Source organism: Streptomyces sp. NPDC001922 (genome assembly GCF_042891165.1).
Taxonomy (GTDB): Bacteria; Actinomycetota; Actinomycetes; order Streptomycetales; family Streptomycetaceae; genus Streptomyces.
This window is the reverse complement of record NZ_JBIASV010000005.1, coordinates 1-12,024: the sequence shown is the minus strand read 5'-3', so window position 1 is coordinate 12,024 and position 12,024 is coordinate 1. Positions and strand designations below refer to the sequence as shown.

Genomic DNA, 12,024 nt, shown 5'->3' with positions numbered 1-12,024 from the left:
CGCCATCCAACCGGAGGCCGCACCCCGGCGCACGTCCGCGCGCTGCACAATGCAGTCATGAGCCCGCTGCTGCGCCGCACGCCCCGCAAGAACCCCGCCGACAGCACCGTCACCCTGATCGGCAAACCCGGCTGCCACCTCTGCGACGACGCCCGGAAGGTGATCGTCGCCGTCTGCGCGGAACTGGGGGCGGCCTGGGAGGAGAAGGACATCACCGAGGACGCGGAACTGCACCGCAAGTACTGGGAGCAGATCCCGGTCGTCCTCGTCGACGGCGCCCAGCACGACTTCTGGCGGGTCGACCCGAAGCGGCTGCGCACGGCCCTGGGCGGCTGAGGCCCGTCCGGCGACGGGCGGCCGGTGATCACACACCGGCACAGCAGGCACACGGACCGGAAACAGAACTGCCGCAGGAAGTTCACGCGCCCGAATCCTCCCGACTCCGGTTTGGCGGAGGTCACTGGCTATGCTCACGTCATGGCCGCACTGGGATGGCTCACACCGCGAAGGCGCTCCGCCACGGCACGCAGCGTGCTGGCAGGCGAGGCGGCTGCCGAGGCAGCCCGCAAGTCCTCGCTCGACGCCGCGCCGGACGCCGGCAGCGAGAGCGCCGAGGCCGCCGGCGAGCCGGAGTTCCCCGTCGCGGGGGACCGCCTGGCCGCCGCCTTCTTCGACCTCGACAACACCGTCATGCAGGGCGCGGCCCTCTTCCACTTCGGCCGCGGCCTCTACAAGCGCCGCTTCTTCCAGAAGCGCGAGCTGGCCCGCTTCGCCTGGCAGCAGGCGTGGTTCCGGCTGGCGGGCGTGGAGGACCCGGCCCACATGGAGGACGCCCGCAACAGCGCGCTGTCCATCGTGAAGGGCCACCGGGTCTCCGAGCTCATGGAGATGGGCGAGGAGATCTACGACGAGTACATGGCGGAGCGGATCTGGCCGGGCACCCGCGCCCTCGCCCAGGCCCACCTCGACGCGGGCCAGAAGGTCTGGCTGGTCACCGCCGCCCCGGTGGAGACCGCGACGATCATCGCCCGCCGGCTCGGCCTGACCGGCGCCCTCGGCACCGTCGCCGAGTCCCTCGACGGCATCTACACCGGCAAACTCGTCGGCGAACCGCTGCACGGCCCGGCGAAGGCCGAGGCGGTACGGGCCCTGGCCGGCGCCGAGGGGCTCGAGCTCTCGCGCTGCGCCGCGTACAGCGACTCCGCCAACGACATCCCGATGCTGTCGATCGTCGGGCACCCGTACGCGATCAACCCGGACACGCGGCTGCGCAAACACGCCCGCGAGCACGGCTGGCGGCTGCGCGACTACCGCACGGGCCGCAAGGCGGCGAAGGTCGGCATCCCGGCCGCCGCCGGAGTCGGCGCACTGGCCGGCGGAGCGGCCGCCGCGGTCGCCCTCCAGCGCCGCCGCCGCTGACGCACCCGCTCCGCACCCCGCCGCCGGTCCCCGGCCACGGCGGTCCGATCACCGTCCCGCCGTAACGACCTGCGGAGACGAGGAACAGCCCCCTCCCGCCCGGAGATCCGGCCCCGCCCCGGGCGCCGGCCCCGCGGACCGCACCGCCCGATCCGGCCCGGCCGCGCTGCGCCGGTGCGACGCGCGGCCATTCCGGCCTTCTTACCCCCCGCGGCTCCCCGCCAGTCCCAATGCCGCCGCATCGCCACAAGTTGACCCGCGATCGAGCAATTTACGCAGAGATCCGATCATTCTGCGTGCCGCATTCTCTATGCAATCGGTCATCAACCCGTAACAGAGCGCTCCGAAGCGGTGATTTGAGCAACTCGGTGTAGCGCTGCCTGTACGAAGCGTTATTCTCCTCAGACGCAAACGGGTATCCACACGTCGCTACGACGGGTGAATGTATCCGTACTGCACGTGATGGAAGCTCTGCCTCTGGGAGTCCCGTGTACCCACACGTCGGGGTTGACGCCTCGGGCCTGGCTACGCTCCGCGCGACGGTCGCCGACCATCTGCGCGGCTTCGTCCCCGCCGCGTACGCCGTCCCCGCCTTCGCCGTGCCTGTCCCTGCCGCCGGACCCACCGGACCCGTCGGCCCCGCCTACGCCCTCGCCGAGCGCACCGCCGCGGTCGGCCGACGCACCCGGACCGGCGCCCCCGCCGCTCGCCGCCCCGCCGCCGACAGCGACAGCCGTCGCATGATGGACCTCGTCGAACGCGCCCAGGCCGGCGAGGCCGAGGCCTTCGGCCGCCTCTACGACCAGTACGCCGACACCGTGTACCGGTACATCTACTACCGGGTGGGCGGCAAGGCCACCGCGGAGGACCTCACCAGCGAGACGTTCCTGCGCGCCCTGCGCCGGATCGGCACCTTCACCTGGCAGGGCCGCGACTTCGGCGCCTGGCTGGTGACGATCGCCCGCAACCTCGTCGCCGACCACTTCAAGTCCAGCCGGTTCCGCCTCGAGATCACCACCGGCGAGATGCTCGACGCCAACGAGGTCGAGCGCAGCCCCGAGGACTCGGTCCTCGAATCGCTGTCCAACGCGGCCCTGCTGGAGGCCGTCCGCAAGCTCAACCCGCAGCAGCAGGAGTGCGTGACCCTGCGGTTCCTCCAGGGCCTGTCGGTCGCGGAGACCGCCCGGGTGATGGGGAAGAACGAAGGCGCGATCAAGACGCTCCAGTACCGGGCCGTCCGGACCCTGGCGCGGCTGCTCCCCGACGACGCCCGCTGACCACCACGACAACCCCTACGGTGACCCAACATGACCCCCCGGTCCGATCATCGTCCGCGCGTAACCCGACTGCCGAGCTGCTCGTTGTCCGGATTGCAGGCTCCCTCTGGTCGTCCCCTGATCGCTTCTGCTCACTCGATCGAGTGGTTGCGCTCAAGGTGCGCAACCTTCCATCCATGCCGGGGAGTCGAGGGTGATGACGAGAGGAGGTGCCGCCTGTGATCGCGAACGTATCGGCGCACCGGCGGGCGAACGCCTTCGCCCATGTCCTGGACGAGCAGGCTCACCAGGACGGGACGGCCGAGCGGTCCGAGGCGACGGCGGACATCCGGCAGGACACGCTGCTCGCCCTGGCGGGCGGGCTCGGCCGGCTGCCGAAGCCGGAGCTGGATCCGGACGTCAGGACGGTGCAGCGGGCGCAACTGGTCGCTGCCATGGAGGCGATGCTCGCCGAGGGCACCGAGAGAGAGGGCCCGACGCTGCCCGGTCAGCGCTCCGGCAGGGGCGCCCACCGGGCCGGCCCGATCCGGTCGCTCCGTCCGCGGTCCCGCTGGTCGAAGGGGCTCGCCGCGGGCGGGCTGACGGTCGGTGTCGCGGCCGGGGCGTTCAGCGGTGTGGCCGCGGCCAGCTCCGACGCCCTGCCCGGGGATTCGCTGTACGGGCTCAAGCGCGGCATGGAGGACATGAAGCGCGGCCTGGCGGACGGCGACTCCGACCGCGGCAAGGTGTACCTGGACCAGGCCTCGACGCGGATGAACGAGGCCCGCAGGCTGATGGAGCGCGGCCGCGCCGGTGACCTCGACCACGAGTCGCTGAGCGAGGTCCGCCGGGCACTCTCCGGCATGCGGCACGACGCCTCGGAGGGCCACCGGCTGCTGTCCCAGGCCTACGCGCAGGACGGCTCACTGGGTCCGATCCAGACCCTGGAGTCCTTCTCGACCTCGCACCGGCGCAGTTGGCGGGAGCTCCGCGACCGGCTGCCCGCCCAGCTCACCGACGTGGGCGACCAGGTGAGTTCGGTCTTCGACGCGATGGACGAGGAGGTCGGCCCGCTGAAGTCGCTCCTTCCCACCCCGCCCGGCGGGGACGACGCCCGGACGGGCTCCGGCCGCTCCTCGGGCCCGACCGGTTCGCACACCCGGTCACGGCACTCCGAGCCCGCGTCCGACGCCCCGTCCGAGCGGCGGAGCGGCAAGGAGAGCAAGCCGCACCCGTCGGAGTCGCGCCAGTCCGAGGGCGGGCTCATCGACGGCGCCGACGATCTGCTCGACCCGCCGAAGGCCAGCCCGTCGCCCTCCGGCCGGGACAGCGGCAAGGGCAGCGCCCCGGCCAAGCCGGACGTCACGCTGCCGCCCGTCCTGCCCGGCCTGCTGCCGGGCCTGGGCATCGAGGGCGAGGACGCCCGGTAGGCGGCACCGCGCCTGCCGCCCCTGCCCGGCGGCTCCCTCTCCGGACGGCGTCCGGTCCCCCGCGCTACGGCGCCGGGAGACCGGGCGCCGTTCGCTGCGCCGGCACTGCCACGGGCGGCTGCGCACAGGTGCCTTCGCGGCTGCGCTCCGGGCGACTGTGTTCCGGGCAGCTGTGTTCCGGGCAGCTGTGCGGAGGCTCTGCGCCGAGGCGTTCCGGGCGTCCGTCAGTGATCGGTCCCGGGACGGCCGCCGCGCCCGGACCGGGTGTTGATCTCCGCGCGGGCCGTGCCCCCGCTGCTTTCCTCGCGACCGCCGCCCCCGCGCCCACTGCCGTCCTCGCCACCGCCGCCGTCCCGGTGCTCGGTCAGGCGCAGCCGGACCACGCCGGCGTCCAGGTCCACCGAGAACGGCGGCTCCTCCGCGGGACGGACGTTCTTGCGGACGCGTTCCTGCTCCATGGCCTTCTTGTTGGCCTGCGCCTGCGGACTGGTGCCCTGCATGAAGTCGGCGCCGATCGCCGACAGCCCCTTGCGCTTGCGCCAGTAGATCCAGGCGCGGCGCTCCATCCATAACAGCAGGCGATCGGCGAGGAACGCGGCCGCGGCCAGGGCAGCCAGGGTCCCCGTGATGATGACGATGTCGTTTCCCACATCCGGCGAACGGCCCTGCCGGACACGGCGTTCCCGGCCGTCCGCCGAGCGGGGACCGGGCGCAGGTCAGAGAAACAGGTCAGAAGAAGACCGACCGCCGCTGGACGAGCAGCTTGTACAGGGTGTGCTGAATCGTTTCCCGGACCTGGTCGGTCAGGTTGAACATCAGCATCGGGTCCTCGGCGGCCTCCAGCGGATAGCCGTCCGTCGGGATCGGCTCGCCGAACTGGATCGTCCACTTCGTCGGCAGCGGTACGGCACCGAGCGGACCGAGCCAGGGGAACGTCGGCGTCAGCGGGAAGTACGGGAAGCCGAGCAGCCGCGCGAGCGTCTTGGCGTTCCCGATCATCGGGTAGATCTCCTCCGCGCCGACGATCGAGCACGGCACGATCGGCGCCCCCGCCTGGAGCGCCGTGGAGACGAACCCGCCCCGCCCGAAGCGCTGCAACTTGTACCGCTCGGAGAAGGGCTTGCCGATGCCCTTGAAGCCCTCCGGCATCACCCCGACCACCTCGCCGCGCTCCAGCAGCCGCTGGGCGTCCTCGGAGCACGCCAGGGTGTGTCCCGCCTTGCGCGCCAGCTCGTTGACGACGGGCAGCATGAAGACGAGATCGGCGGCGAGCAGCCGCAGATGACGGTCGGCGGGGTGGTGGTCGTGCACCGCGACCTGGAGCATCAGCCCGTCCAGCGGCAGGGTCCCGGAGTGGTTGGCGACGATCAGCGCGCCACCGGTGTCCGGAATGTTCTCGATGCCCTTCACCTCGACCCGGAAGTACTTGTCGTACACCGGGCGGAGCATGGACATCAGGACCTGGTCGGTGAGCTCCTCGTCGTAGCCGAAGTCGTCGACCTCGTAGTCCCCGGTGACCCGGCGGCGCAGGAACGACAGCCCGTGCGCGAGCCGGCGCTCCCACTGGCCGCTCCGCGGCCCGTCCTCGGCCGCCGCCGGCGCATCGGGGGACGCGGCCTGCTCGGGGACGGGCGCCAGCGGCCCCGAGGCACGCCCGTTCACCCGGGACTTCGGCTTGGGCTTGCCGCGCCGCGACCTCGGGTCGTCACCGAAGGGAATGACCTTGGCGTCGGCCATGTCAGGTGCGCTCCTCACTGGGGCCGGCGGAGACGAGGTCCGCGAGCCGGTCGACGGTACGGGCGAGAGCCTCGGGCGGCAGCAGCCCGGGGCCGCGGCTGCGGGCGAAGTCGGCGAAGGTCTCGGCGGTCGTGTACTCCGGCCGGAATCCCAGCGTCTCCCGCATCTGCGTGGTCTGCACCACCCGGCCGTGGGTCAGCAGCCGGATCTGCTCCGGGGAGAAGTCGGTCATGCCGATGGAGCGGAGCGCGGAGCCGACCCAGGTGACGGCGGGGAGCAGCACGGGCGCCGTGGGGCGGCCGAGCCGCCGCGCGGTCTGCGACAGCAGCAGCACTCCGTCGCCGGCGATGTTGAAGGTGCCGCTGTTGAGCGTGCCGCGGCGCGGCTCGGACGAGGCGATCCGCAGCACCTCGACGACGTCGTCCTCGTGCACGAACTGCAGCCGCGGGTCGTACCCGAACACGGTGGGCAGCACCGGCAGGGAGAAGTAGTCGATGAGCGGGGACTCGGCCCGGGGTCCGAGGATGTTGGCGAACCGCAGCACGCAGACGGCGACGTCGGGGCGGCGGCGGGCGAAGCCGCGGACGTACCCCTCGACCTCGACGGCGTCCTTGGCGAAGCCACCGCTAGGCAAGGACTTGGGTGGCGTGCCCTCGGTGAAGACGGCGGGGTCGCGCGGCGCCGAGCCGTACACGCTGGTGCTGGACTTGACCACGAGCCGCTGCACGGAGGGCGCCTTCTGGCACGCGCCGAGCAGCTGCATGGTGCCGATGACGTTCGTTTCCTTGATCGTGCTCCGGCTGCCGCGGGTGCCCAGCGGGGTGCCGGTGACGTCCATGTGCACCACGGTGTCGACCGCGTGCTCGGCGAGGACCTTGGCGATGGTGGGCTGGCGGATGTCGGCCCGGACGAAGTCCGCGCTGCCGAGATGGTGCTCGGGCCGTACCGCGTCCACTCCGATCACCCGGTCGACACCGGGCTCCCGCTGGATGCGTCGTACGAACCGTCCCCCGAGCTGCCGGGCGACACCGGTGACGAGCACGACTTTGCCCAAGATTCAGCGCCTTCCTTCCACATCCAGGACGCGGCTGGCGTGTTTGTTCCCGCAGCGGTCACCGTATCGGGTGGTTGTTGCGCTGTGGTGACCGAAGGATGCACAGAGCTACATTTCGGCCGGATGCCGGACGACCTTCCCCCGATACGACGACGCCGCCCTCCCACCGGAACGGCAGGAGGGCGGCGTGTCACGCTCGGCGTTCGCTTACTTCTTGTTGCGACGCTGAACGCGGGTGCGCTTGAGCAGCTTGCGGTGCTTCTTCTTCGCCATCCGCTTGCGCCGCTTCTTGATAACAGAGCCCACGACTACCCTCGCTCACTTCGAATCACTCGGTGCGGGGCGTCCGAGCCCACACTACCTACGTCGGCCCAGCCTACCCGGCGCCGGGTGAGGAGCGTAATCCGCGGGTCACCCTCAGGCGGTCTCCACCCCCACATAGGACTCACGGAGATAGTCGTGCACCGCCTGCTCCGGCACCCGGAAGGACCTCCCCACCCTGATCGCAGGCAGATGACCGCTGTGCACCAGCCGGTACACGGTCATCTTGGATACGCGCATCACCGTGGCGACTTCCGCCACAGTCAGGAACTGCACCTCGTTCAGAGGCCTCTCGCCAGCAGCCATGACACACCTGAACCTTCCGCACATGACGGTCACCGGCTTCCCCTCCGGTGACTTCGCGTCGCTGTGCGCTCCTCCCCAGATTAGGGGCGTGTGATGCAAGTGGGGAAGAGGAGTAGCGATCGACCGCCTACTGTGACAGACACGCTCGATTGAGTACATAGCGAGTAAGCGGTCGGTAGTAACCGGACCGCACAGCGTCATCAAGCGGAACAGCCACCGCCACCCGCCCCTCGGCCTCGCCGACGAACAGCGCCGGGTCGTCCGTGTCGGCCGGGCCGATGGCCTCGATCCCCAGCTGACCTGCTCCGCAGACCCAGCCGTGGTCCCCGACGACGAGCGCCGGGAGGGGCCCTCCGGCGTCGGCGGCAGCCCCGAGGGCGGTCCGAACCGGGAGCGGGGAGTGGGTGTGCACGCCGGTTCCACAGCCCTCCGCGGCGCCCCGCCCCGCGCACACCAACGCGACCCCTCGTGCGTAGGCGAGGGTGCGGGTGCGTACCCCGAACCGGGTCGTTATGTCGATACATCGCCCCTGCGGCGGGGTGAGAACGGGGCATCCCGCCGCCGAGAGAGCGCGGGCCAACGCGGCGTAGAAGCCCAGGAGACGGTGTGGGTGGCCGGTCCCGAGCAGGACCGGCGCACGGGCGCGGGCAGCGGCGCGGAGCCGGTCGGCGAACGCCCCGAGAGCGGCCAGGGTGCGGTCGGGGTCGATCCGGTCGGGCCCGGACACCAGCTCCGGATCGCCCGGGACACCGCACCGGTCGGCTATCAGCCGCAGCAGTTCCGGCTGCCGCCAGGCCCGTTCCGGATCGAGCCCGAGCAGCACCCTCGGGTCACGGGCGGCGAAGAGCCGGTAGCTCCGCAGGCTGGTCTCCCGTGAGGTCGCCACCGGCCCCGCCAACCGGGCCTCCAGCAGATGGGTACGCAGCGCTCCAGCACTCAACACGCCCACGATGCCGGCCACAAGAGGGCGCCCGCGGCGGGGGAACGGGGAGAAGCCCCACCGACGGCCTGATGACCCGTAACCACGGCCACCGCGGGGCGCGTTGCCGGGCCGGTACGGGGCCCCTGGCCGACGGGGACGACAGGAACGCACCGGTCGCCGGCCCGCGCCGCGAGCAGGAGAGCACCACGGCAGTCACGGGCGGGGGCGGTGAGGGGACCGCGGCGTTGACGGGGCCACGGCAACGACGGGGCCAGGGCAACGACGGGACTACGGCAGCAGCCCGTGGGACGGGAACACCGCCCGGCGCGTGGCGAGGATCGCCTGGTCCAGCCGGTCCGCCGGGTCGTAGCCGCCGCCTTCGAAGTCCCGCCAGTGCGGCTCCCGCCCGTCCGTCATCCGGTACGGGGCCGGCTGCCGCGCCTTGGCGTACACATGGTGCCGCCACTCCTCCGGCACCTCGGTGGTCGGTGCGATCGGGCGTCCGGCGGCGATCGCCACCAGGTGCGTCCAGGAGCGGGGCACCACCTCCACGACCGCGTAGCCGCCCCCGCCCAGCGCCACCCAGCGGCCGTCGGCGTGCCGGTGGGCCAGGTCGTGACAGGACTCCGCCACCGCCCGCTGGGCGTCCAGGCTGACCGCGAGGTGGGCGAGCGGGTCCTCGAAATGCGTGTCCGCCCCGTGCTGGGTCACCAGCACCTGCGGCGCGAACGCCTCGATCAGCTCCGGCACCACCGCGTGGAACGCCCGCAGCCAGCCCTCGTCCCCGGTCCCGGCCGGGAGTGCGATATTGGCCGCGCTGCCCCCGGCGGCCGGGCCGCCCGTCTCCTCGGGCCAGCCCGTCTGCGGGAAGAGCGTCCGGGGGTGTTCGTGGAGCGAGACGGTCAGCACGCGCGGGTCGTCCCAGAAGGCGGCCTGGACGCCGTCGCCGTGGTGCACGTCCACGTCCACATAGGCGACGCGTTCGGCGCCCAGCTCCAGCAGGCGGGCGATGGCCAGCGCCGCGTCGTTGTAGATGCAGAACCCGGCCGCCCCGCCGGGCATCGCGTGGTGCAGTCCGCCGGCGAAGTTCACCGCGTGCCGGACCTCGCCGCGCCAGACGGCCTCCGCCGCCCCGACCGACTGCCCGGCGATCAGCGCCGACGCCTCGTGCATGCCGGCGAACGCGGGGTCGTCCTCGGTGCCCAGGCCGTACGACGCCTCGGCGGACTTCGGGTCGGCCGACGCGCGCCGCACGGCGTCGATGTAGTCCGAGCGGTGCACGAGCCGCAGCGTGGAGTCACCGGCGGACTTGGCGGACACCACGTCCAGCGCCCGGTCCAGACCGAACGCCTCGACCAGGCGCATGGTCAGCCCCAGCCGCACCGGATCCATCGGGTGCCCGGGCCCGAAGTCATAGCCCGTTACTGCCTCGTCCCACATCAGCTGTGCGCGGCCGCTCATGCTCGCCACCGTATCGGGTCGATTCGGCGCCGAACGAACGGGCGTACAGGAGTGTCACCAGCACCAGGGCCATCGGCACGAGCATCGCCCCGCGATAGCTCCAGGCGTCTCCCAGCACGCCCACGAGCGGTGAGCCGACCAGGAAGCCGACATAGTTGAAGATGTTGAGCCGGGCGACGGCGGCGTCCGACGCGCCCGGGAAGAGGCGTCCCGCGGCGGCGAAGGCCTGCGGAACGATCACACAGAGCCCCACACCGAGCAGCGTGAAGCCGGCCATCCCCGCCGCCGCTCCGGGGGCGAGCGCGACCACGGCGAAGCCCGCCGCCGCCACCACCGTGCCGCCGCGCACCACCGGCACCGCGCCGAAGCGCCGCACCCCGCGGTCGCCGACCGTCCGCCCGAGGAGCGTGGTGACCATGTAGACGTTGTAGGGGACGGTGGCCAGCTGCTCCGAGCTGCCGAGCACGTCCTGGAGGTACTTCGCGCTCCAGTTGGCCACGGTGGAGTCACCGATGTAGACACAGGCCATCACCAGGCACAGGGGCATCAGCACCCGCATCGCGACGGGCGACGGCGCGGACTCCCGTGCGGCACCCTCGTCCTGTCCCCCCGTCAGCGGCACGTCGACGGAGCCGGGTTCACGGGGCCGCGGGACGGGGGCGGACGCGCTGTCGGCGTACCAGTGGCTCGCGACGAGCGCCAGCGGGATCAGTACGGCCACCACCGGCCCGTAGAGCCCGGCGAGCGGTAACTCCCCATGCGCACCCGCCCAGGCGAGCGAGGCTCCGAGGATGCCGCCGAGGCTGTACGCGGCGTGGAAGCCGAGCATGATGCTCCGCCCGTACGTCTGCTGAAGACTGACGCCGAGCATGTTCATGGAGGCGTCCAGCGCACCGAGGGCGAGCCCGAACACCGCGAGGGACGCGATGAGTTGCGGAACGTCCCGGCCGGCGCCGACGGCCAGCAGAGCGAGCGCCACGACCGGCTGCGCCCAGCGGAGCACGGCACTCGGCCGCAGCCTCCGGACGAGGCCCTCGGTCGCCACGCTCCCCACGCCCGCGAGCACCGGAACGGCGGCGAGAAAGACCGGCAGCAGCGCGTCGGACATTCCGTAGCGCTCCTGAATCGCCGGAATGCGGGTCACCAGGAGCGCGAACACCACACCCTGCGCGAGGAAGCCGACCGTCAACGAGACCCTGCCGTGCCGCAGCGCTGCGTCCATGGCCGAGGAGCGTACGGCCCGCCGCTACCGCTGGGTAGGCCGTTCACAGGAGGAGTTGCGGCAGCTCTCCCATGTCCGAGAAGAGTGCGGTGGCCCGTCCGTCGAACCGGGCGGGCGGCGTCATCGCGGTGAAGCCGTACACATCCATCCCGGCCGCGACCGCGGCCTGCACCCCGAGCGGGCTGTCCTCGACCACGGCACACCGCTCGGGAAGGACCCCCATGGTGCGGGCGGCATGCAGGAAGAGGTCCGGCGCCGGCTTGCCCCGCCCGACGTCCTGCGAGCTGAAGATCCGCTCCTCCCCGAAGCGGTCGTACAGCCCGGTCTTGTGGAGGGCCACGCGGATCCGGTCATGGCTGCCGGACGAGGCGAGGCAGACGGGGACGCAGTCCGCCGCCAGTTTCTCCAGCACCTCCTCGACTCCGGCGACGGCCTGGAGTTCACGGCGGAATGCGTCGAAGACCTTGGCGTGGAAGACGTCGTCGAAGTCGGCCGGAAGCTGCTTCCCGGAACGCTCCCGCACCAGGTCGTGGATCCGGTGCATGGCCGATCCCATGTAGTCGCGGATCGACTCCTCGTACGTGGTGGGGTGGCCCAACTCGGTGAGATATCCGGCCAGGATCGCGTTGGAGAGCGGCTCGCTGTCCACGAGCACGCCGTCATTGTCGAAGATCACCAAGTCGTAGCGCATGCGGGAAGCCTAAACGCAGGTCTGAGTGCGGGAACCTGCTTTTCGCCTTCTGCAACTTGGTCCGGAAATGACTCAACCCCCGGGCACCTGCCCGGGGGTTGAGTCTCAATGATTGTTCGGCGGCGTCCTACTCTCCCACAGGGTCCCCCCTGCAGTACCATCGGCGCTGAAAGGCTTAGCTTCCGGGTTCGGAATGTAACCGGGC

General features: G+C 71.7%; 13 protein-coding genes and 1 rRNA gene. 4 read left to right on the top strand and 10 right to left on the bottom strand.

The window, feature by feature from the left end:
- Positions 1–57: 57 nt before the first annotated feature.
- The 4 genes from ACFYYR_RS09965 (at position 58) to ACFYYR_RS09950 (ending at position 4,105) form a co-directional block, all read left to right on the top strand.
- A complete protein-coding gene (locus ACFYYR_RS09965) occupies positions 58–336 on the top strand; it encodes a glutaredoxin family protein (protein ID WP_388849361.1) in 279 nt (92 codons plus the stop codon).
- 141 nt (positions 337–477) lie between these two features.
- Positions 478–1,419 (top strand): HAD family hydrolase, encoded by a 942-nt coding sequence (locus ACFYYR_RS09960; RefSeq protein WP_388849358.1) that lies wholly within the window; start codon positions 478–480, stop codon positions 1,417–1,419.
- 488 nt (positions 1,420–1,907) lie between these two features.
- A complete protein-coding gene (locus ACFYYR_RS09955) occupies positions 1,908–2,696 on the top strand; it encodes an ECF subfamily RNA polymerase sigma factor, BldN family (RefSeq protein WP_351507882.1) in 789 nt (262 codons plus the stop codon).
- 218 nt (positions 2,697–2,914) lie between these two features.
- Positions 2,915–4,105, top strand: coding sequence for a DUF5667 domain-containing protein (locus tag ACFYYR_RS09950; RefSeq protein ID WP_388849355.1), 1,191 nt, complete (start codon positions 2,915–2,917; stop codon positions 4,103–4,105).
- A gap of 224 nt (positions 4,106–4,329) precedes the next feature.
- On the opposite strand, the gene ACFYYR_RS09945 is transcribed toward ACFYYR_RS09950, so the two are convergent.
- The 10 genes from ACFYYR_RS09945 to rrf form a co-directional block, all read right to left on the bottom strand.
- The gene (locus ACFYYR_RS09945) at positions 4,330–4,755 is read right to left on the bottom strand and encodes a hypothetical protein (RefSeq protein WP_388849352.1); all 426 of its coding nucleotides are present in this window, start codon (positions 4,753–4,755) and stop codon (positions 4,330–4,332) included.
- 79 nt (positions 4,756–4,834) lie between these two features.
- Entirely contained in the window at positions 4,835–5,842 is a 1,008-nt protein-coding gene (locus ACFYYR_RS09940; protein ID WP_388849350.1) for a lysophospholipid acyltransferase family protein, read from the bottom strand.
- 1 nt (position 5,843) lies between these two features.
- Positions 5,844–6,896 carry an NAD-dependent epimerase/dehydratase family protein gene (locus ACFYYR_RS09935; RefSeq protein WP_388849348.1) on the bottom strand — a complete coding sequence of 351 codons (1,053 nt, stop codon included), beginning with the start codon at positions 6,894–6,896 and terminating at the stop codon, positions 5,844–5,846.
- A gap of 207 nt (positions 6,897–7,103) precedes the next feature.
- Entirely contained in the window at positions 7,104–7,202 is a 99-nt protein-coding gene (locus ACFYYR_RS09930) for a 30S ribosomal protein bS22 (RefSeq protein WP_003948845.1), read from the bottom strand.
- A 111-nt stretch (positions 7,203–7,313) separates the two neighbouring features.
- On the bottom strand, positions 7,314–7,523 hold the full coding sequence (locus tag ACFYYR_RS09925) for a helix-turn-helix domain-containing protein (protein WP_351507891.1): 210 nt from the start codon (positions 7,521–7,523) through the stop codon (positions 7,314–7,316).
- 127 nt (positions 7,524–7,650) lie between these two features.
- Positions 7,651–8,466 carry a phosphatase gene (locus ACFYYR_RS09920; RefSeq protein WP_388849345.1) on the bottom strand — a complete coding sequence of 272 codons (816 nt, stop codon included), beginning with the start codon at positions 8,464–8,466 and terminating at the stop codon, positions 7,651–7,653.
- 267 nt (positions 8,467–8,733) lie between these two features.
- Positions 8,734–9,906 carry an acetoin utilization protein AcuC gene (locus ACFYYR_RS09915; RefSeq protein ID WP_388849342.1) on the bottom strand — a complete coding sequence of 391 codons (1,173 nt, stop codon included), beginning with the start codon at positions 9,904–9,906 and terminating at the stop codon, positions 8,734–8,736.
- Complete coding sequence (locus ACFYYR_RS09910) at positions 9,857–11,128, bottom strand: MFS transporter (protein ID WP_388849339.1); 1,272 nt, start codon at positions 11,126–11,128, stop codon at positions 9,857–9,859. Before ACFYYR_RS09910 ends, ACFYYR_RS09915 begins: the two co-directional genes overlap by 50 nt.
- 43 nt (positions 11,129–11,171) lie before the next feature.
- A complete protein-coding gene (locus ACFYYR_RS09905) occupies positions 11,172–11,819 on the bottom strand; it encodes an HAD family hydrolase (protein WP_388849336.1) in 648 nt (215 codons plus the stop codon).
- A 114-nt stretch (positions 11,820–11,933) separates the two neighbouring features.
- A 5S ribosomal RNA gene (gene rrf, locus ACFYYR_RS09900) occupies positions 11,934–12,024 on the bottom strand; the annotation flags it as partial.

Coding starts and splice junctions, on each gene's coding strand:
- ACFYYR_RS09965 (WP_388849361.1), top strand. CDS start 58: ATGAGCCCGCTGCTGCGCCGCACGCCCCGCAAGAACCCCGCCGACAGC.
- ACFYYR_RS09960 (WP_388849358.1), top strand. CDS start 478: ATGGCCGCACTGGGATGGCTCACACCGCGAAGGCGCTCCGCCACGGCA.
- ACFYYR_RS09940 (WP_388849350.1), bottom strand. CDS start 5,842: ATGGCCGACGCCAAGGTCATTCCCTTCGGTGACGACCCGAGGTCGCGG.
- ACFYYR_RS09925 (WP_351507891.1), bottom strand. CDS start 7,523: ATGGCTGCTGGCGAGAGGCCTCTGAACGAGGTGCAGTTCCTGACTGTG.
- ACFYYR_RS09915 (WP_388849342.1), bottom strand. CDS start 9,906: ATGAGCGGCCGCGCACAGCTGATGTGGGACGAGGCAGTAACGGGCTAT.
- ACFYYR_RS09910 (WP_388849339.1), bottom strand. CDS start 11,128: ATGGACGCAGCGCTGCGGCACGGCAGGGTCTCGTTGACGGTCGGCTTC.
- ACFYYR_RS09905 (WP_388849336.1), bottom strand. CDS start 11,819: ATGCGCTACGACTTGGTGATCTTCGACAATGACGGCGTGCTCGTGGAC.